Here is a 20,385-nt window from a genome sequence, read left to right as displayed (position 1 = left end):
CCGGTGCGCGAACCAGAGATCGAACTCCTGTGCTCCCAGCTCGCCTCCTACTACGTCTTTCCGGACACCGCCAACGAGATCGCGAAAGTCCTGCGCGCCCGCCAGGACGAGGGTGCCTACTCCGATGTGGACGATGACGAGGAGTTCGCGGCGCGCGTGACCGCGGACCTCCAGTCGGTCAACGGCGACAAGCACCTCCGGCTGCTCTACAGCGCCGAGGAGGTCCCCGAGACCGGCCAGGAGTCGGCCTGGGACCCGGTGGCCTACAAGAAGGAAGCCGAACTGGACGCGTTCGGCATCCACAAGGTCGAGCGGCTCGAAGGCAACGTCGGCCTGCTCGACCTCCGTCTGCTGCACGACGCCGAGATCGCCACGCCGGCCTACGTCGCCGCGATGAACCTCATCGCGCACACCGACGCGTTGATCATCGACCTGCGCGAGAACCGCGGCGGCGACCCGCACACGGTCCAGTTGATCTGCAGCTACCTGTTCGACGAACCGGTGCACCTCAACGACATCTACAACCGCCCGGACGACACCACCCAGCAGTTCTGGACGCTTGCGCACGTCCCGGGCCCGAAGTTCGGCGGCAAGAAGCCCGTCTACGTCCTCACGAGCGCCCGCACGTTCTCCGGCGCCGAGGAACTGAGCTACAACCTCCAGCAGAACGAGCGCGCCACCCTCATCGGCGAGACCACCAAGGGCGGCGCCCACCCCGGCGACCGCTACCGGGTCGGCCCGCACCTCAAGTCGTCCATCCCCAACGGCCGCGCCATCAACCCGATCTCCGGCACCAACTGGGAAGGCGTCGGCGTCGTCCCGCACATCAGCGTGCCCGCGGACGAGGCGTTCGAGGTCGCCTACGAGAAGGCGACTGCGCACACTTCCGAACGATCCACCCCAGAGCTGTAGCTGGTTGTCGGCTCGACGAAAAGGCGACTGCGCACATCTCCGAACGATCCACCCCAGAGCAGTAGCTGGTTGTCGGCTCGACGAAAAGCGCGTCGAGCCGACAACCAGCTAGTCCAGTCGGGCCGTGAGCTCGCGCACGAGCGGATCGGTGCCGGACGGCTTGTTCTGGCGCCGCAACGCCTCCGACAACATCGAGAGCACGGTGGAGACCTGGTTGTCGTCGGGCAGCAGTGATGCCGCCCGGCGCGCCTCGGCCTCCGCGCCCTCGGCGTCGTCGGCGTTGAGCAGCACGTGCGCCGCCTTCAGCACGACGAACACCCGCCAGCCCTCGTCGCCCAGCGACACCACCAGCGCCTCGGCGTCGCGGTACTGCTTCATCGCCAGCGCGAACTCACCGGTCTGGCCGTGCACCCACGCGCGGATCGCGGCGATCTCCGCCTGCCGCCGCGTGACCTCGGTCGGGTCGTCCAGCGACGGCAGCAGCGCCTCGGCCTCGTCCACGGCCGCGCGCGTCTCGGTGATCTCCTCGTCGGGCAGGCTCGACGCCAGCTCGACCAGCGAGCCGATCGCCTCCGACAGGTTGCCCTCCTGCTGCCACAGCGCGGCACCGGCGCGCCAGGACGCGATCGCCTCGTCGTGCTTGTCCAGCCGGCCCTGCACCGAGGCGAGCGCGTCGAGCAGGAACGCCCGCCGGCCCGTCTCCTCGGGCGGCAGCAGCTCGGACGCCTCGCGCAGGTACCGCTCGGCCGCCGGGAGCTCGCCCAGCTTGCGGCACACCTGCCCGAGCCGGAACACCACCTGCAGACGCAGGTCCTCCTGACCGTCCTGGAGCAGCCGCAACGACTCCTCGAGCACCTCGGCGGCCTCGACGAACCGGTCCGTCTGCACGTATCCGCCGCTCAGCGCGAAGCAGAAGTGCGCGGTGTGGCCGGGGGAGAGGTGCACGCGCGAGATCGCCACGGCCTCGCGGAGATCGCCCAGGCAGGCGCCCTCCTGGTCCAGCTCCTGGATCGCCGCGACCTGGTACCAGCGCGCCTCCGCCGATTCCGGCAGCGGGAACGCCGACACGAACGCACGCGCCGTCGCCACCGCTTCCGGCACCTTGTGCAGCACGGTCTCCAGCCGCAGCTGAAGCCGGTAGCCCTCGAACCGCGCGTTCAACGGCAGCTCGCCCGCCATCGCCGCCAGCACGTCCGCGTAGGCGCCTTCGACGTCCTGCTGCCGTGCCCTGTGTTCCGCGGACTCGATCCTGACCCGGCCGCGCAGCTCGGGAACGTCCAAAGAGGACGCCAGCGCGATCATCTCGTCGGCCCGCTCGTGCGCGTGCGCGCCGTCGTGCAGCTCGGCCAGCGTCAGTGCCGCGACCGTCCGCGTGTAGTCCGTCGTCGCTTCGGCCAGGCACCGTTCGGCCAGCTCCAGGCCGCCTTCCAGACCCATCGCGAGCCGGGCCTGGTACCGCAGCGCGAGGTCGGCGGGCAGCGCGGTCAGCAGCGCGTCGAACGCCGCCGGGTCGAACGGGACCAGCCCGGTCGTCATCCGCCGGATGCCCGCGTGCGCCGCGAGATCGGGCGGCAGCAACGAGTCCATGTCCGCGGGCAGCGAGTCGAGCATTCGCCGCGCCTTCACGAAGTCGCCCTGCTCGTACAGCAGCACCATCGACTCGGCGATCTCCACCGGGTCGCCGAACACGACGGAGTCCTCGACCGGCGCGACGACCGGTGCGGCCGGCACCGCGAGCTCGACCGCCGGGTAGTCCTTCTGCTCCAACGACTGCGTGATCCGGTCGAGCCACGCGGACGTGCCGTTGCGCTCGTCGAACTGCTTCGCGAGCTGGATCGCGCGCTTCGACAGCCGGTCGAGCAACTCGGCGGCCGTCCGGGTACCGACCGCGGGCACCTCGAACACCGTGTCGGCCGGAAGGCGTTGCAGCAGAACGGAAGCGCACTCCGCGAACGACATCTCGTCCGCCGGCAGCTGCACGCCCGTCACCTTGTGCAGCGACCGGCGCAGGATCTCCTCGCCGCGCGACAGGTTGCCCGTCAGCGCGCAGAACCGGATGTGCTCGTGCACGTACGAGGTGATCTCGTCGTCCTTGATCAACCGGTACGCCGTGGTGTGCGCGTGCGCGGCTTTCTCGACCTCGCCGGTCTCCAGCAACGGCCACAGCAGCGCGGACAGGATGCCCTGCGGCTGCGTGGCGCAGCCGGTGTTGCCCGACAGGCCCTCCCAGCCGTGCGCGGCGGCCTCCTGGTGGCGGCCCAGCCGCGCCAGCATCCAGACCTGCTCCTCGATCACGCAGGCCTCGCAGTCCGCCATCGGCCCACGTTCCGTGGCGAGGTAACGCCCGAGCTGCTCGGCGAGGCCGACCATGTCACCGATGTGGTACGCGTACTCGGCGCGGGCGCCGTACACCGGCTGCACCGAGAAGCCGAGCTTCCCGTAGCGGTCCGCGAGCTGGCCGATCACGGCCTGCAGCTGCTCCAGCGAGAACTTCGGGTCCCGGCGCAGCCCCGTCGCGATCCACTTGTGCGCCCAGTTCAGCGAGTGGACCTCGTACTCGTTGAACGCCTCGGGGTCCTTCTCCTCGGCGGCCCGCACCCACGCGAACGGCGCCAGCATCAGGTCGTAGCGCGACAGGTAGTAGGCCGAGTCGATCAACGCGGTCCGGCACGACACCCCGAGCGGCAGGTGCCCGAGCGCGTCGGACATGCGCGCGGCCCGTTCCAGCGCCTCGTGCTTCGGCATGCCCGTGGGCATGTTGTACGCCTCCAGGAACGCCCTCTCCGCGTCCTCGGCGGTGAAGTCGGCCATGTTCACTTACCCCCAACAGCGCGGTCCAGCAGTTCCAGGAACGAGCGGTTCAGCGCCGCCGTGTCCTTCGGTCGCATCGCTCGCCGAGCCTGCAGAACGGCGTGCACGTAAAGAGATTCGAGCGTCAGCTCCACCAGCGCGGGATCGGTCAACCGTGCCAGCCGCTGCACCAACGGGTTGCGGCAGTTGAGCACCAGCTGCTCCGGGCGTGACGAACCGGTTCCCGCGGTCAGCTGACCCAGCAGCTCCGCCCACAACGGGTCCGTCACCTCCTCCGCGGTCTGCTCGGTGTCGAGCTTGCGCTGCTGCTCGGCGTTGCTGATCAGCAACGCGGGCAGCGAGACCGGGTCGAAGTCGCGGATCACCGCGTCGCAGTCGTGCCGGTCCAGTGCCGCCGCGCCCTCCGACAGCCGCAGCCGCAGCGCCGTCTCGATCGCCGGTTCCGGGTCGGCCAGCGCCGCCAGCAGCTCCGAGGGGGCCACCCGGCGCGCGACGGCCGGACCGTCCAGCGCGCTGAGCCGGTTCAGCAGCTCCATGTCGTAGGCGTAGCCGGCGTTCACGAGACCCAGGCCCTGCGCGGCCGCGACCGGCGCCAGCTGGTGGAACTCGTCGACGTCCGGGATGTAGAGGATCGCGCCGTGCTTGCGCTTGAACTGCCGCAACGGGATCGCGCCCTCGGTGGTCTCGAACGGCAGCCACCGCTCGACCAGCCGCAGCATCTCGTCGTCCGAGCGGGCCAGCGACTTGATGCCCAGGTGGTGCGCGGCCAGCAGCTCACCGGCCCGGCGCGGCTCGATCGCGTCCAGCCGGATCAGCCAGTCGCGGATCTGCTCGCCGAGCTCCTCGCGCACGGCCAGCAGCATCTCGTCCTGGTAGAGCGACTCGCGCGACGCCGTCGGCCGGATCGCGGACGCGTCGACCACGCACCGCACGAAGTACGCCCAGTCCGGCAGCAGGCCCTCGACGTTGTCGCCGACCAGCATTCGCTTCAGGTACACCCGGTGCGTCTGGCGCGTCCCGGGATGGACCCCGGACGGCAGCACGAACGCGACGCCGGTCAGTCCCGCCGCCTCGACCTCGATCGGGATCGCCTCGAACGGCGTGAACCCGAGGACCTGCTCGCAGTACTCGGAGAGATCGGCGTCCTCGTCATCCCACGGCCGTTCGCCGCGGGTCATCACGACGCCGTCCAGCGTCACGGCGGCGGGCAGCAGATCGCCGTAGTCGCTCACCAACGGCCGCACGACGTCCGCTTCGAGCCAGTGCTCGTTGCCGCGCGAGGCATTCAGCTTCACCGTCGTGCCGATCGGCACGTCACCGTCCACAACGGACACGGTGTAGTTGCCGGACGAGTCCGCCTCCCACTGCACGGCCGGACCGCCGCGAGAGGACCGCGTGACGACCGTCACGGACGAGGCGACCAGGAAGCACGACAGCATGCCGACGCCGAACTGGCCGAGGAACCCCTCGCGGGCGAACCCCAGGTCGTCCCGCTTCGAGGTGCGGCCGAGCGTGGACAGCAGCTCGTGGACCTCGGTCTCGGTGAGCCCCACACCGGTGTCGGTGATCGTCAGCGTGGAGCCGCAGGTGATCGTGACGTCGGCGGGGCAGGACGGGTCGAGCTCACGCCTCGCCGTGATCGCGTCGACGGCGTTCTGCAGCAGCTCACGCACGTAGACGCGCGGGCTGCTGTACAGGTGGTGGCTGAGCAGGTCGATGATGCCGCGCAGGTCGACGCGGAAGGTGTGCGACATGATGCCGCCCATCCTAGGGACGACCACGGGGCCGGTGCCGCTCTTTAACGGAACGTCCCGGAGCGGTCAACAGCGCACCCACTAGGATCGGCCTGTTGATTACCGATTCGTCCCGCGTGTGGATCAAAACCTGGGAGCTGTCCACCAACCATGTCCGGAGCCAACGACCCGTACGACCCGAAGCAGGTCGCGGCGCTGTCGGCCGAGAACCTCGACGCGGCCGTGCAGAAGGCGCGCGAGGCGTTCGCCGGAGCTGCCGACCTCGAGGCACTGGCCGCGGTCAAGCCCGGCCACCTCGGTGACCGGTCGCCCGTGCTGCTGGCCCGCCGCGAGATCGGCGCCCTGCCCCCCAAGGCCAAGGCCGAGGCGGGCAAGAGGGTGAACGAGGCGCAGTCCGCGATCAAGACCGCGTTCGACGAGCGCCATGCCGTGCTCCAGGTCGAGCGCGACGAGCGGGTGCTGCGCGAGGAGTCCGTCGACGTCACGCTGCCCTGGGATCGCTTCCCGCGCGGCGCGCGCCACCCGATCACCACGCTCGCCGAGCGCATCGGCGACGTCTTCGTGGCCATGGGCTACGAGATCGCCGAGGGCCCCGAGCTCGAGACCGAGTGGTTCAACTTCGACGCGCTGAACTTCGGCAAGGACCACCCGGCCCGCTCGATGCAGGACACGTTCTACATCGCGCCGGGTGACTCGCAGCTGGTCCTGCGCACGCACACCTCGCCGGTGCAGGCCCGCACGCTGCTCGACCGCGACCTGCCGGTGTACGTGGTGTGCCCCGGCCGCACGTTCCGCACCGACGAGCTCGACGCGACGCACACCCCGGTGTTCCACCAGGTCGAGGGCCTCGCGGTCGACAAGGGCCTGACGATGGGCCACCTCAAGGGCACGCTCGACTCGTTCGCGCGCGCCATGTTCGGCGAGGACTCGAAGACCCGTCTGCGCCCGAGCTTCTTCCCCTTCACCGAGCCGTCGGCCGAGGTCGACGTGTGGTTCCCGGAGAAGAAGGGCGGCGCGGGCTGGGTCGAGTGGGGCGGCTGCGGCATGGTCAACCCCAACGTCCTGCGCGCCACCGGCGTCGACCCGGACGTCTACTCGGGCTTCGCGTTCGGCATGGGCCTGGAACGCACGCTGCAGTTCCGCAACGGCCTGCCGGACATGCGCGACATGGTCGAAGGCGATGTCCGCTTCACCCAGCCATTCGGAACGGAGGCCTGATCCGGATGCGCATCCCGGTCAGCTGGCTGGTCGAACACCTCGGTTTCGACGAAGTCCCCACGCCCGACGAGCTCGCCGAGGCGTTCACCCGCATCGGCATCGAGGTCGAGGAGGTGAGCCCGCTCGGTCCCGTGACCGGCCCGATCGTCGCCGGTCGCGTCGTCGCCATCGAGGAGCTCACCGAGTTCAAGAAGCCGATCCGCTACTGCCAGGTCGAGGTCGGCCCCGAGCAGGTCAACAACATCATCTGCGGCGCCACGAACTTCGTCGAGGGCGACTCGGTCGTCGTCGCGCTGCCCGGCGCCGTGCTGCCAGGCGGGTTCGCGATCGCCGAGCGCAAGACGTACGGCCGTGTGTCCCAGGGCATGATCTGCGCCTCCGACGAGCTCGGCATCGGCGACGACCACTCCGGCATCCTCGTGCTGCCCACCGGCACCGCGCAGCCCGGAGACGACGCGCTGGAGCTGCTCGGCCTGAACGACACGGTCATCGAGCTCGCGCCGACCCCGGATCGCGGCTACGCGTTCTCGGTCCGCGGCCTGGCCCGGGAGATCGCCTGCGCGCTGGACGTGCCGTTCGGCGACCCCGGTCTGATCGAGGTCCCCGAGCCCGAGGGCGAGGCGTGGCCGGTCCACATCGAGGACCGCCCCGGCTGCTCGCGGTTCGTGGCGCGCCGGGTCACCGGTGTCGACCCGACCGCGCCCACGCCGTGGTGGATGCGCCGCCGCCTGATGCTCGCGGGCATGCGGTCGATCTCGCTGCCGGTCGACATCACGAACTACGTGATGCTCGAACTGGGCCAGCCGCTGCACGCGTTCGACGCCGCCTCGCTCTCCGGTGCGCTGACGGTCCGTCGCGCGCTGGCGGGGGAGAAGCTCACGACCCTGGACGACCAGGTTCGCGCGCTGGACGTCGACGACATCGTGATCGCCGACGACTCGGGCGTGATCTCGCTCGCCGGTGTCATGGGCGGCGCGTCCACGGAGGTCGGCGACAGCTCCTCGGACATCCTGCTCGAGGCCGCGAACTGGGACCCGGCGTCCATCGCGCGCACGGTCCGCCGGCACAAGCTGCCGTCCGAGGCCGCGAAGCGCTTCGAGCGCACCGTCGACCCGGCGCTGGCACCCGTGGCGCTGGAGCGGGCCGCGAAGCTGCTCAACCACTACGCCGAGGGCCAGATCAAGCCCGGCCGCACCGACGTCGGTGTGCCCGCGCTGCCGGAGCCGGTGTCGATGCCGATCGACCTGCCGGACCGCATCGCCGGTGTCCGCTACGCCCGTGGCGTCACGGCCCGTCGTCTCGGCCAGATCGGCTGCCAGGTCTCCGTGACCACCTCGGAGGAGGGCCAGACGATCGTCACGGCCGTGCCGCCGACGTGGCGCTCGGACCTCGTGCAGCCCGCCGACCTGGTGGAGGAGGTGCTGCGGCTGGAGGGCTACGACACGATTCCCTCCGTGCTGCCGCCCGCTCCCGCCGGCCGCGGCCTGACCGAGCAGCAGCGCCGCCGCCGCACGGTGTGGCGCACGCTGGCCGAGGACGGCTTCGTCGAGGTCAAGCCGTTCCCGTTCATCGACCCGTCGGTGTTCGACGCGTTCGGTCTGGCCGCCGACGACGTCCGGCGCAACGCGGTCGGCGTGCTGAACCCGTTGGAGGCGGACAAGAACGTCCTCGCGACGACGCTGCTGCCGGGCCTCCTGGAGACCCTCCAACGGAACCTGGCCCGTGGTGCGAAGGACGTCTCGCTCTACAACATCGCCCAGGTGACGCTGCCGCGCGCGCAGCAGGTTCCCGTGCCCGCGCTGGGCGTGGACCGCAGGCCGACCGAGGCCGAGGTCGCCTCGCTGCTCGCGTCGCTGCCGCACCAGCCGCTGCACGTCGCCGGTGTCCTCACGGGCCACCGCGAACTGGCCGGCTGGTGGGGCAAGGGCCGCATCGCCGACTGGTCGGACGCCGTCGAGGCCGCTCGTCGCGCCGCCCAGGCGTACGGGGTCACCCTGCGTGTCGTGGCGTCGGACCTGCTGCCGTGGCACCCCGGCCGTTGCGCAGAACTGCGCGTCGGCGACTGGCCCGTCGGTCACGCCGGTGAGCTGCACCCGAAGGTGATCGAGGCGCTGGGCCTGCCCAAGCGGACCGTGGCGTTCGAGCTGGACCTGGACGCGCTGCCGCTGGAGGACCACCGCCCGGCCCCGACGGTGTCGGCCTACCCGCCGGTGCTGCTGGACGTCGCGCTCGTCGTGGACGCCTCCGTGCCGGTGCAGTCGGTGTCCGAGGTGCTCGGCGCGTCCGCGGGCGACCTGCTCGAGGACATCCGCCTGTTCGACGTCTACACGGGTGAGCAGCTGGGCGAGGGCAAGAAGTCCCTCGCGTACTCCTTGCGCTTCCGCGCGCCGGACCGCACGCTGACGGTGGAGGAGGCGACCGCGGCCCGCGATGCCGCCGTCACCGCCGCCGGCGAGCGTCTGGGAGCGGCTCTCCGCGCCTGACCAGTCACACCGCGTGAGGCCCGGGATTCGATGAGAATCCCGGGCCTTTTCGCGTAAGGAACGACCTGACCTGCAGTCCGCGTGCGCAGGTAACCGATCCATGCTGGTTGACAACAGTGCCGCGTGGGACCTCGTTCTCGTGTCTTGTGCACGCTGTGTAGTGATTGATGGTTCTCCAAACTTGGTGCCGTCCCACCGAGCACCACCCCTCAGGAGAACGAAATGCGCAAGCGCACCGCGGTCATCGCAGCAGTCGCCGTAGTCGCCGTCGGCGGGGGCGTCGCCTACGCCGCGTGGTCGAGCACCGGCTCAGGCTCCGGCTCGGTCGGCTCCACCACGAGCGTCAACTCGGTCATCAGCCCGGTCAACGGCGCCGGTGGCCTGTACCCCGGCGCCACCGTCGCCTTCCAGGTGACGATCACCAACCCGAACCCCTACGTCGTCGCCGTCACCTCGATCAGCGCGGGCGCCTCGGCACTCACCGCGGACGGTTGTGCCGCGGGCACCGTCACCAGCCCCGCCGTGGGCGACCAGGGCACGATCGCCGCCGGTCAGTCCGGCACGTACACGCTGCAGGCGACCATGAACGCCGATGCCGCCGACAACTGCAAGTCCCAGACCTTCACGCTGCCGCTGACCGCGGCGCTCGTCTCGGCCGCCTGAGTCATGCGCCGCGCCCTGATCGTGCTCGCCGCGCTGGTGTTGCTGTCACCGGTCCCCAGCGCGGCGGACAGCCCAGGCAAGGCGTTCACGATCGCGGACACCGGCGCGGCGACGGGGTTGGTCCCTGGTGGGACGGTGACCCGCGGGGTGCGGGTCACCAACCCCGGCAACCAGGACATCAAGGTCACCCGGCTCGCAGGTTCGGCCGGGCGCCCGTCCCCGGACTGCCCGGCGAACGCCGTGACCGTCGATGCCTTCGTGACACCGGTCCTCGTCGCCAGGAACAGCCACGCCGACGTGCCGCTGACCGTGCGGATGGCCACGTCCGCACCCAATGCCTGCAAGAACCTCACCTTCCCCCTCACCTACTCGGGAACGGCGATCAAGCCATGATCAGCTTCAGGGAACTCGTCCGCCTGCGGTACGTCCGCCGAGGCGTCATCGTTCTCGCGGTCGCGACGGCCGCACTCGGTTCCGGCGTCGCCTACGCGGCCTGGACGAGCTCCGGCACCGGAAATGCCACCACCACGGCCGGCACGGCACTGGCTCCGGTCGTGGCCGGCGGCGCGGTCACCACCGGTGTGCTCTACCCCGGCACCTCGGGCACCGCGGTCGTCACGGTGTCGAACCCCAACCCGTACCCGGTGACGGTCACCTCGATCGCGCCGAACGGTGCCGGTACGTGCGGCGTCTCGTTCGCCGAGCGGTTCCCCGGCACGCAGCTGACCGCGAACAGCGCCCCGGTGGCCATCACGTTCAGCGTGTCGATGGCCCTGAACGCGCCGAACTCGTGCCAGGGCGCGTCGATCGACGTGCCCGTGGTCGTGACGATCGCGAGCGGGACCGGGGCATGAAGCGCCCGGTGATCGCGGCGACGGCGGTGCTGTGCCTGCTCGCGGCGCAGCCCGCCTCGGCGGCCTGGGAGACGTCCAGGACGGGTGTGGCGCGAGCCAAGGCGGGCACCGTGGAGGCGTTGGTGATCACGTCGTGTCTGAAGGGCAATCCCACCGTCGTGAAGTGGGACGCGGTGCCTGGCGCCGCTATGTACACAGTGTTGTGGCAACAGGGCGGCGGAGCCTTCAACAAGGAGGCCTCCACTGCGGCACTGACGTACAACGTCCCCCTCGCGATCGACCGCGTCCGAGTCCAGGCCACGGTCGGCAACTGGTCCACAAGTCCCACGCAGTTGAATTGCTCGTGAAAGTTCGCTCGTTCGGCTGAATGCCGATTTCTGGAATTTGGGGCCAAATCAGCAGGTGGTAGCCCTGCGTAGCTGTCAAGGTGCCAAAGGTCCTTCATTACAAGGGGAAATCGGCAACCGTCGGACGCTTGCGCAGTACGTGAAGGTTCTCCAAGATTGGCGGCGCGGCCCGCCAGGGCCGAGGGGCGAAGCGATGAACCACCGGGCGAGTCTGGTCGCCGGTCCGGTGGGGAGCTAGAGGCGAACCCACCGCCTGGGAGCAACAACTCTGGAGAGTTGCGCCATGCGTAGTCTGGGTCCGCGCCTTGAGATCGCCGTGTCCTTGACGATTCTCATGCTCGGCGCGGCGGTCGTGGCGGCCATGCACCTCACCTGGCCGGACCCCGAGACGCCCGCGATGGCGTACTCCGTGAGCAGCGGCGAGTCCGGCATGCAGCAGCTCAAGCCGTTCGAGATCAACGACATCTCCGGCGCGGCCGTGGAGCTCACCCCTGGTGCGGTGGGCGAGCGCAAGGTGCGGCTGTCCAACCCCAACCCCGTCGGCATCATCGTCGAGAGCCTGTCCGCGGTGCCCGGTCAGCCGCTCGACGCCACCCAGCAGCGCGTCGAAGGCTGCCCGGCCGGCGTGCTGACCGTCGTCCCGCTCACCGACATCGTGGACATCCCCGCCGGAGGCGCGGTCGAGGTCACGATGAAGGTCGAGGTCGCCCAGGACGTGCCGGCGGCGTGCGCCGAGCTCGTCTTCCCGCTCACCTACTCGGGTCGCGCGAAACACGGCTAGTCAGCCGTTCTCGCGCTGCGGGCCATTCCGACGGCACCATCGAGTAGACGACCGTGTCCCGCTGCGTTCCGTCCGGCCGCGTGACGTTCGCGCGCAGCACGCCGTCCTTCGACGCGCCGAGCTTCTCGATCGCTCGCTGCGACCGCGCGTTCGCCGCGTCGGTGTACCAGCCGACCCGCAGCGCGCCGCGCACGTCGAAGGCCTCGGACAACAGCAGCAGCTTGGCCTCGGGGTTGATCGCGGTGCCGTGCCACGCGCTGCCGACGATCGTGTAGCCGATCACCAGCCTGCGGTGCTCCGGCACGACCTCGTAGAACGAGGTGGTACCGACCACGCGTCCGGTGGCGACCTCGATCTGCGCGAACGCCTCCCGTGACCCGATCGCCTCGGAGACCCACGCCCGCATGTCGTCCACGGTCGAGGGCTGACTGCTCAGCAACCACGTCCAGATGTCCGGGTCACGGGTGACCTCGAACAGCTCCTGGGCGTGGTCGAGCGACAGCGGTTCCAGCCTGACGTGCTTGCCCTCCATGTGATCGACACTAGAGGTGTTTCAACGCCTCACGCCGTGACAACGGCGACAGCCCGGGCCGCGCCTCGACGAACGCGCGCACCCAGCCCGGTTCGGTCTTGGCGAACTCCCGCAGCGCCCAGCCGATCCCCTTGCGCAGGAAGAAGTCGGGATCGTCCGCGTTCGCGTCGACGCACGCCGTCAGCAGCTCCACGTCGGTGGCGCCCTTGAACCCGAGCTGGCAGATGACCGACGTCCGCCGTCGCCACTTGTCCGCGTCGACGGACCACTTCAGCATCAGCGGCCGCACGACCTCCGGCGTCGAGCGCAGCAGCGGTCCGACGCGCTTCGACGCGATCTCGTCCACGTAGTCCCACCACGCGCCGGTCACGATCATCTCGTCGAACCACGGCAACAGGTCGACGGACTGGAAACGGCGATCCCCGCTCAGCGAGAGCGCGACGTAGCGTTCCTCGCGATAGGTCGCCTCGCGCCACAACGTCTGGATCGCGTCGAGCCACTCGTCCCGGTCGTGCAACTGCGGCAGCGACTTCAGCAGCGCCACTCGTCCCGGTTTCTGCACTCCCAGGAACGGCATGTCGGACTTCATGTACGCCTGCATCTCCGGCGCCTTCACCGGATCCGCGAGCTCCTCGAGTCCCGCTCGAACCGCGTCGATCAAGGAAACCTCAAGAGTCACGCCCAAACGGTATAGGCATTAGGAGTAGCCCTGTTGAGATTTATGGCCCCATCGGTACCGAAAGTGCTAACGAACACGCAAAACATCACTTGACCGGGGGCTTCTGTGAACAGAATGGGTGCCTGGCCCCTATACAGTTCGCGTTCATGCGCGTGCTCATGGTCGTGGCGGCGCTCGTGCTCGGCAGCATGGGTGCTACCAAAGCGGACACGGTGGATTACCTGGATCTGCCGCTGGTGAACGGAAACGGCGAACAGCGGGGTGGAGTGCACCCCGATCTGCCGTCCGACCGTGCCGCGCTCGAGCAGGCGCTGACCGGCTACCGGGCCAGGGGCATCGCGCCCACGCGCTTCAAGGCGTTGCTGTGGCACTACTGGATCGTCCGCGCCGCCGAGGACGCGGGCGTCAACCTGTCCGAGTGGGACCCGCAGCGCTCCGCCGACTCGAACCGCTCGGTGATCTTCGCCGTCTACGACTTCTACGCGAAGCTCTACCTGACGCACCCGGACACGTTGCGGTGGATGGGTTTCGCGAACATCGGCGCGCCCGCGTTCGCCGCGGGCATGCTCGACCTCGGCACGGTCCCGGAACTGCGCTGGTTCTCCTCGATGCTGATGTCGATGCAGAAGCACATCTTCATGGACCTGGGCGCGATGCACGCCGCCTACCTGCACGGCGGGATCCAGGCCGTGCAGGAGCTGCGTGACGCGGGCGTCATCGACCCGGACACCACCGCGGCGTGGGCGGATCCGGCGCAGGCCGTCCTGGAGTTCTCGTCGCGCGAGCAGAACCTGGTGATCGCCGACCAGTTCGACCGGATGCGGTCACGGTTGTTACCGCCCGGCGAGATGGTCACGTACGCGATCACGGTGGCGGGTCCGATGCCGGTGCCGGGTGGGAAGACCCCGGCGCAGTACCGGCCGTTGTTCGGCGGTCCGCTGCCCGCGTTCAACTACGCGGACCGGGTGGCGCGCTGGGACTTCCTGAGCAACGACACCGTTCCCGCGTACGAGCGGCTGAGCGCGGACGTCGTGCACAGGATCGTGCAGCGGCCGTTCGCGGACCGCGTCGCGGACTACCGCGCCAGGGTCCGGCTGCTCGACCTGGTGCTGCCGTTCAGGAGTGGCGAGTCCCGGACCGGAGTTCGCTGAGCACCTTCAGCCGGTCCTCCTCGATGATCCGGCGCGTGGTGACGCGGTCCGGGTAGCAGCGCATGAACATCGCGGTGAAGTGCGAGCCGTAGTGGATGGTGTCGCCGTCCGGGTCGTCCAGCGGGCGCACGACGGCGTCGAAGTTCGGCTCGTGGAAGTAAGCCATCGTGAACCGCTCACGGGTGTTGAGCAGCACCTTGTGCGGTGTGGACAGCAGTTTGCCGCCGGTGAGGAACTGCAGGATGTCGCCGGGGAACACGGTGAGGACGCGGTCGACCGGTGCGACGAAGTTCCAGCCGTGGGCGTCCTGGAAGCAGCCCGCCGCCGACTCGTCCGCGAGCCAGTTGCGCGGCCGGTCCTCGCCCTCGATCGGCGGGCGAACGAAGAGGCCGCCGACGTCGTCCTGCGCGGCCAGCACGAGCAACCCGTAGTCGGTGTGCGCGCCGATGCCGCGGTCGGACTCGGACCTGGTGGGGAAGCGCAGCACCCGCATGTGGTGCCAGCCGTCCGCGGTGAGCCTGGTGAACGTGCCGAGGTCGAGCCCGAAGCCCAGTGCGGTGAGCTGAAGGACGCGTTCGCCGGCGCCGCCGAGCAACGTCATGAACTCCCGCATGGCGTCGCGGTAGCTCTCGTCCGGCCACGGAACCGGTCCGTGGCAAGGCCATTTGCCCGCGACGCGGGAGTCGTCGAGCGGAACGTCCTTGCAGATCGTGAAGATCTCCGAATAGTCCGCGATGCCGTCGGTGACCTCTTCTCCCGACGCGATGTAACCGGAATAGGTCAGGTCGCTCACAAACCGTGACTTTTCCTCGAGTGTCAATCCGTGGAAGAACCGTCTGCTGGCGGCCATTGCCTCCGCTGTGGTCCGGTCCTGAGACGCGTCCGTCGCGATCTGCAGGATCCCGTCGGCCTGCCAGGCCGCGATGAGCTGACGACCGAGCTCGGCGTCGTCGTCCGAACCGGTGACGGTCGTGGGAAGACGGAAGGTGCGAAGTCCTGTCATGGACTCACTCACGACACAATTCATCGCAAGGTTCATATTTCGTTCGGGGGTGGAATCGAATCCGTCTTAGTAGGCTGCTGACCATGACGCCGTACGACTACGACCTGATCGTCATCGGCTCTGGCCCTGGTGGCCAGAAGGCGGCGATCGCGGGTGCGAAACTGGGCAAGCGCGTAGCGATCATCGACAAGCAGGAGATGGTCGGCGGTGTCTGCGCGAACACGGGAACCATCCCGTCGAAGACGCTGCGCGAAGCCGTCATGTTCCTGACGGGTATGAGCCAGCGCGAGCTGTACGGCGCGAGCTACCGCGTCAAGCAGGACATCACCATCAACGATCTGATGGCTCGCACGCAGCACGTGATCGGCCGTGAGGTGCAGGTCGTGCGCGCGCAGCTGCACCGCAACGGCATCGATCTGCTGAACGGCTTCGGCCGGTTCGTGGACGAGCACACCGTGATGGTGGACGGGGCCCACCGCGGCGACCACACCACGATCTCCGGCGAGTTCATCGTCATCGCGACGGGCACGACACCGGCCCGCCCGTCCGTCGTGGACTTCGACGAGGAGCGGATCCTCGACTCCGACGAGGTCTTCGCGCTCACCGAGATCCCGTCGTCGCTGGTCGTGGTCGGCGCGGGCGTGATCGGCATCGAGTACGCGTCGATGTTCGCGGCCCTCGGCACCCGCGTCACGGTCGTGGAGCAGCGCGAGAAGATGCTCGACTTCTGCGACCCGGAGATCGTCGAGTCGCTGAAGTTCCACCTGCGCGACCAGGCCGTGACATTCCGCTTCGGCGAGAAGGTCGTGAACGTCGAGGTGTCGCAGGGCGGCACCATCACGACGCTGGCGTCCGGCAAGCGCATCCCGGCCTCCGCCGTCATGTACTCCGCGGGCCGGCAGGGCACCACCGAGAAACTGGACCTCGCCGCCGCCGGGCTGGAAGCGGACAACCGCGGCCGGCTGAGCGTCGACGAGCACTACCGCACGCCCGTCGAGCACATCTACGCCGTCGGTGACGTGATCGGCTTCCCGGCGCTGGCCGCGACGTCGATGGACCAGGGCCGCCTGGCCGCGTACCACGCGTTCGGCGAGCCGGTGCACGACCTGACGGCGTTGCAGCCCATCGGCATCTACACGATCCCGGAGATCTCGTACTGCGGCGCGACGGAGACCGAGCTCACCTCGTCCGCGGTGCCGTACGAGGTGGGCATCTCCCGCTACCGCGAGCTCGCGCGCGGCCAGATCATCGGCGACGCGTACGGCATGCTGAAGCTGCTGGTGTCCACTGTGGACCGCAAGATCCTCGGTGTGCACGTGTTCGGCACCGGCGCCACGGACCTCGTGCACATCGGCCAGGCCGTGATGGGCTGCGGCGGCACGGTCGACTACCTGGTCGACACGGTCTTCAACTACCCGACGCTGTCCGAGGCCTACAAGATCGCGGCCCTGGACGCCACGAACAAGATCCGCGCGCTGGACCGCTTCACGACCCGGTGATCACGACCCGGTGATCACGACCGGGTGAGCCCGGCGTCGTGGGCCACGATGGCGGCCTGCACGCGGTTGTCGCACTCCAGCTTGGGCAGGATCCGGCTGATGTGCGCCTTCACCGTGCCGGTCGCCATGAACAGCTGCTCGCCGATCTCGGTGTTGGACAGCCCTTCGCCCACGAGCCGGAGCACGTTGCGCTCGGTGTCGGTGAGCGCGTCGATCTTGCGGCGCGCGTCCGACCCGTCGTTCGGCGCCAGCAGGTGCTTCTCGATCAGGCGCTTGGTGATCTGCGGGGCGAGGATCGGTTCGCCCTGCGCGGCCTTGCGGACGGCGTTGATCAGCTCCTGCGGCGGGGTGTCCTTGAGCAGGAACCCGGTCGCGCCGACCTTGAGGGCCTGGGCCACGTAGGAGTCCTCGCCGAACGTCGTGAGCATGACGACGTTGACCCTCGACGCGATCTGCTCGGCGGCTTTGAGGCCGTCGCCACCGGGCATGCGGATGTCGAGCAACGCGACGTCGATCGTGTGCTTGAGGGTCAGCTCGACGGCCTGCCTGCCGTCGCTCGCCTCGGCCACCACGGTGATCTCCGGGTCGTTCTCCAGGATCAACCGGATGCCGGCCCGCATGAGCGTTTCGTCGTCGGCGATGAGAACTCGGATCACGCCCAGCAGCCTACGGGCGCTCCTGGACCTTCGAGGACAACTTGCCCTCGCGGAAGCACAGCTTGTACTGCAGGTCCGGATTGTGCGACGTCCGGAACCGCGAGCACCCGTCCACGCCGAGCTGCCCGACGCCGAACTGGTCGTACACGTCCCCCTCGTCCGTGACGCCGACCTCCAGCGAGTCGAAGTACGGCGCGTTCATCTGCGTCGGGTTGAGCAACGCGAAGAGCAGCAGCACGATCAGCGCGCCCGCGATCGGCAGCAACGCCAGCAGCCCGAGACAGCCGCCTCCCAGCACCCGTGGCACGGTCAGGACCTCGGCGGCCAGAAGCGGAGGGACCTCGGCGACCTCGGAACTGGCCTGGTCGGCCTGGGCCGGCGGGTGCAGCGGCACGTCCGCCGCCACCCGGAAACCGCCCTCGACCGGCGCGCCCGCGCTGAACGAGCCGCCGAGCAGCCCGACGCGTTCCTCCAGACCGATCAGGCCACGCCGGGTGCCCCTGCCGGGCGTCGTCGGCGACGGCCCGTTCAGCACCTGGATGCGGGCCCGGCCGCCCTGGACCGCGATCTGCACCCGCGTGCGGGCGGACGGGGCGTGCTTGGCCACGTTCGTCAGGGCCTCGCGGACCACCCGGTGCACCGCGCGGCGGGTGCGGGAGTCGGCGCCGTGCAGGTCCTCGCCGGACCAGTCCAGGGACGCGGCGAGCCCGGAGGCCTCGACCAGCGCGGCGATGTCGGAACGGGTGCCGGTGTCCTCGTCGAGCGACTCGGGTTCGGGGTTCGTCCGCAGCACGCCGAGGATCTCGCGCAGTTCGGCCATCGCGAGCGACGACGTGGTGCGGATCAGCTCGGCCTGCTCGTGCAGCTGGGGGGCTTTGCGGGCGGTCGTCAGCTCCAGAGCACCGGCGTGGATGGAGATCAGGCTGAGCCGGTGCCCGAGCATGTCGTGCATCTCGCCGGCGATGTGCGCGCGTTCCTCGGAACGGGCCGACGCGGCGGTCAGCGCACGGGCGCGTTCGAGGTACTCGTTGCGTTCCTGGAGCAGCCGGACCATCGGCCTGCGGCGGCCGAGCAGCATGCCCGAGACCGCGGGGAACAGCACGAAGAACACCGAACCGATGACCGCACCGGCCGCGGCCTCCCAGAGCGGCATGCTCCGGGAGCTCTCCTGGAACAGGGTGAACGCGGACTGCAGCGCCGTCATGATCCCGAGCAACGCCCACAAGCGCTTCAAGGGCGTGACGCGGCGGCACGCGGCGAAGACCACGAACGTCGTCACGGCCTGCGCCCACAGGTTGTTCACGGCGAACAGCGGCGCGGTGAGCAGCAGCGCCCACTCGGGTTTGCGCGGAGCGAGCCACACGAGAGCCGCGATCCACACCGCGGTCGCGACGGTCAGCGCCGGGTGGGGGACCGGTGCCAGCGGGGCGATCAGCGGCACCAGGCCCACCAGGAACGCGAGCGACGGCCAGACGAACCTCATCGGGCAATCTCCCTCTTCGCGGTCAGCAGGCCCGAGTTCCGGTCGAAGCACAGTTCGAAGTCGCGATCGTCGGAGTCGCGCACGTGGTAGCGGAAGCACCCGGTGTGGTCCGAGGGCACTCCGAAGCCGAACGTCTCGGTGACCTCCTGCTCGTGCGTGACCGACGGCTGGAACTCGTCGAACTCCTGCCGGGTGATCTCGTTGCGGCCGAAGACCGCGACTAGCAGCAGCACGAACGCCGTGCCGAGTGCCGGGACGAGCGAGAGCGTGGCCAGGCAGCCACCGCCGACCACGCGCGGCACGGTCAGGATCTCGGCGGTGATCGGCGGCGGCGCCTCCGCCACGGCACCGGCCGCACCCGTCTCCTCCTGCACCACCGGGTGCAACGGCAGGCTGGCTGTCACGCGGAACCCGGCGCCGGTGGGCACCTCGGCGAGGAACGACCCGCCGATCAGCGCGACGCGTTCCTCCAGGCCGATGAGCCCGCGACGAGTCCCGGCGCCCCTGGGCGCGGCGCTGGGACCGTTGACGACCTCGACCCGCACCCGGTCGGTGACCGCCACCGACACCCGCGTGCGGGCAGACGGCGCGTGCTTGTGCACGTTCGTGAGCGCTTCGCGCACGACCCGATGCACCGCCCTGCGAAGGCGTGCATCGGCATCGGCCAGATCAGCGCCTGACCACTCGAGGTAGACGGACAAGCCTGCTGCTGCGGACGCCGCCACGAGCCGTTCGACGTCCGCGCGCGTACCGGCGTCCTCATCGTGTTCGGCGGAGGTGCCCAGCACGCCGAGGATCTCGCGCAGTTCCTCCATCGCGACCGCGGACGTCCTGCGGATCAGCTCTACCTGTTCGCGCAGTTCAGGGGCCTGTTCGGCGGCGGACTGCTCCAGCGCGCCCGCGTGGGCGGTCAGCTGCCGGAGCCGGTGGCTGAGCATGTCGTGCATCTCGCTCGCGATGTGTGCGCGCGTAGCCGACCTCGCGGTGCTCGCGGTCAACGCGCGCGCGTGTTCCAGGTAGTCGTTGCGCTCCATCAGCACCTGCGTCAACGGCTTGCGCCGACCGATGAGCGCACCGGACACGGCGGGGAAGATCAGCAGGAAGACGACCGAGAACAGGGTGCCGAGCAGGTACTCCGTCAGGCTGTCCCCGGCCCGCCACGAGTGCAGGCCGCCGAACGCCGCCTGCAACACAGCGGTGACGCCCACCAGCGCCCACAGTTGTCCCTGCGAACGGATCGACCGGGCAGAGCGGAAGACGACGAGCGAGGTCGGGGCGATGGCGAGCAGGTTGTTGACGCCGTTGAGGGGAGCGGTGAGCACGAGCGCCCACCGGGGCCAGCGCGCGCTGATCGGCACGAGCGCGGCCGCCCACAGCGCGGACGCCACGACCAGCCACCAGTGGACGGGCCTGCCGAGCGGCGCGACCAGCGTCACCAGCGCCAACAGGAGGGCACCCGCCGCCCACAACCCGTCGCGCACCTTCACGTTCACGCGGATCATCATCGTCGACCGCGTTCAGCGCCCCACAGCGCCAGGTGGCCCCGATCGGGTGGCCAG

18 protein-coding genes are annotated in these 20,385 nt (G+C 69.6%); 10 read left to right on the top strand and 8 right to left on the bottom strand.

Annotated features, from left to right (window positions below; translation table 11 throughout):
- Positions 1-3 precede the first annotated feature (3 nt).
- The gene (locus tag BM417_RS20280) at positions 4-912 is read left to right on the top strand and encodes a S41 family peptidase (protein WP_093597886.1); all 909 of its coding nucleotides are present in this window, start codon (positions 4-6) and stop codon (positions 910-912) included.
- Positions 913-1,020: 108 nt separating this feature from the next.
- Here BM417_RS20280 and BM417_RS20275 read toward each other — a convergent pair whose 3' ends face one another.
- On the bottom strand, positions 1,021-3,723 hold the full coding sequence (locus BM417_RS20275) for a tetratricopeptide repeat protein (RefSeq protein WP_093596523.1): 2,703 nt from the start codon (positions 3,721-3,723) through the stop codon (positions 1,021-1,023).
- A gap of 2 nt (positions 3,724-3,725) precedes the next feature.
- A complete protein-coding gene (locus BM417_RS20270; RefSeq protein WP_093597883.1) occupies positions 3,726-5,477 on the bottom strand; it encodes an HSP90 family protein in 1,752 nt (583 codons plus the stop codon).
- A gap of 150 nt (positions 5,478-5,627) precedes the next feature.
- On the opposite strand from BM417_RS20270, the gene pheS reads away from it, so the two are divergent.
- From pheS to BM417_RS20235, 7 genes are all read left to right on the top strand, one after another.
- The gene (pheS, locus tag BM417_RS20265) at positions 5,628-6,695 is read left to right on the top strand and encodes a phenylalanine--tRNA ligase subunit alpha (RefSeq protein WP_093596521.1); all 1,068 of its coding nucleotides are present in this window, start codon (positions 5,628-5,630) and stop codon (positions 6,693-6,695) included.
- 5 nt (positions 6,696-6,700) lie between these two features.
- Entirely contained in the window at positions 6,701-9,178 is a 2,478-nt protein-coding gene (pheT, locus tag BM417_RS20260) for a phenylalanine--tRNA ligase subunit beta (protein ID WP_093596518.1), read from the top strand.
- A gap of 222 nt (positions 9,179-9,400) precedes the next feature.
- A complete protein-coding gene (locus BM417_RS20255; RefSeq protein WP_093596515.1) occupies positions 9,401-9,841 on the top strand; it encodes a hypothetical protein in 441 nt (146 codons plus the stop codon).
- 3 nt (positions 9,842-9,844) lie between these two features.
- Positions 9,845-10,234: a hypothetical protein gene (locus tag BM417_RS20250; RefSeq protein ID WP_093596512.1), complete on the top strand. Its 390-nt coding sequence runs from the start codon at positions 9,845-9,847 to the stop codon at positions 10,232-10,234.
- On the top strand, positions 10,231-10,695 hold the full coding sequence (locus BM417_RS20245) for a hypothetical protein (protein WP_093596509.1): 465 nt from the start codon (positions 10,231-10,233) through the stop codon (positions 10,693-10,695). Before BM417_RS20250 ends, BM417_RS20245 begins: the two co-directional genes overlap by 4 nt.
- The gene (locus BM417_RS20240; RefSeq protein ID WP_093596506.1) at positions 10,692-11,042 is read left to right on the top strand and encodes a hypothetical protein; all 351 of its coding nucleotides are present in this window, start codon (positions 10,692-10,694) and stop codon (positions 11,040-11,042) included. Before BM417_RS20245 ends, BM417_RS20240 begins: the two co-directional genes overlap by 4 nt.
- Before the next feature lie 283 nt (positions 11,043-11,325).
- On the top strand, positions 11,326-11,823 hold the full coding sequence (locus BM417_RS20235) for a hypothetical protein (protein ID WP_093596503.1): 498 nt from the start codon (positions 11,326-11,328) through the stop codon (positions 11,821-11,823).
- Here the strand turns inward: BM417_RS20235 and BM417_RS20230 are convergent.
- Both BM417_RS20230 and BM417_RS20225 read right to left on the bottom strand, forming a co-directional pair.
- A complete protein-coding gene (locus BM417_RS20230; protein WP_093596500.1) occupies positions 11,792-12,355 on the bottom strand; it encodes a GNAT family N-acetyltransferase in 564 nt (187 codons plus the stop codon). The two genes, BM417_RS20235 and BM417_RS20230, sit on opposite strands and share 32 nt — an antisense overlap.
- A gap of 10 nt (positions 12,356-12,365) precedes the next feature.
- A complete protein-coding gene (locus BM417_RS20225; protein ID WP_093596497.1) occupies positions 12,366-13,034 on the bottom strand; it encodes a DNA alkylation repair protein in 669 nt (222 codons plus the stop codon).
- 146 nt (positions 13,035-13,180) lie between these two features.
- On the opposite strand from BM417_RS20225, the gene BM417_RS20220 reads away from it, so the two are divergent.
- A complete protein-coding gene (locus BM417_RS20220; RefSeq protein ID WP_093596494.1) occupies positions 13,181-14,185 on the top strand; it encodes a hypothetical protein in 1,005 nt (334 codons plus the stop codon).
- On the opposite strand, the gene BM417_RS20215 is transcribed toward BM417_RS20220, so the two are convergent.
- The gene (locus BM417_RS20215; protein WP_245822033.1) at positions 14,151-15,200 is read right to left on the bottom strand and encodes a 2-oxoglutarate and iron-dependent oxygenase domain-containing protein; all 1,050 of its coding nucleotides are present in this window, start codon (positions 15,198-15,200) and stop codon (positions 14,151-14,153) included. The two genes, BM417_RS20220 and BM417_RS20215, sit on opposite strands and share 35 nt — an antisense overlap.
- A gap of 71 nt (positions 15,201-15,271) precedes the next feature.
- Between BM417_RS20215 and sthA the strand changes: the two genes are divergently transcribed.
- Entirely contained in the window at positions 15,272-16,687 is a 1,416-nt protein-coding gene (gene sthA / locus BM417_RS20210) for a Si-specific NAD(P)(+) transhydrogenase (protein WP_093596488.1), read from the top strand.
- Between the two features lie 14 nt (positions 16,688-16,701).
- Here sthA and BM417_RS20205 read toward each other — a convergent pair whose 3' ends face one another.
- The 3 genes from BM417_RS20205 to BM417_RS20195 are packed head-to-tail and all read right to left on the bottom strand — an operon-like array spanning position 16,702 to position 20,319.
- Positions 16,702-17,343, bottom strand: a complete 642-nt coding sequence (locus tag BM417_RS20205) for a response regulator (RefSeq protein ID WP_093596485.1) — start codon at positions 17,341-17,343, stop codon at positions 16,702-16,704.
- 10 nt (positions 17,344-17,353) lie between these two features.
- Complete coding sequence (locus tag BM417_RS20200; RefSeq protein ID WP_093596482.1) at positions 17,354-18,826, bottom strand: sensor histidine kinase; 1,473 nt, start codon at positions 18,824-18,826, stop codon at positions 17,354-17,356.
- Complete coding sequence (locus BM417_RS20195) at positions 18,823-20,319, bottom strand: sensor histidine kinase (RefSeq protein ID WP_177320505.1); 1,497 nt, start codon at positions 20,317-20,319, stop codon at positions 18,823-18,825. Before BM417_RS20195 ends, BM417_RS20200 begins: the two co-directional genes overlap by 4 nt.
- Between the last annotated feature and the right edge of the window lie 66 nt (positions 20,320-20,385).

Origin of the sequence: Lentzea waywayandensis (genome assembly GCF_900115955.1) — a bacterium.
Taxonomy (GTDB): domain Bacteria; phylum Actinomycetota; class Actinomycetes; order Mycobacteriales; family Pseudonocardiaceae; genus Lentzea; species Lentzea waywayandensis.
The sequence above is the reverse complement of the archived record's forward strand: the minus strand, read 5'-3'. Positions and strand labels throughout refer to the sequence as shown.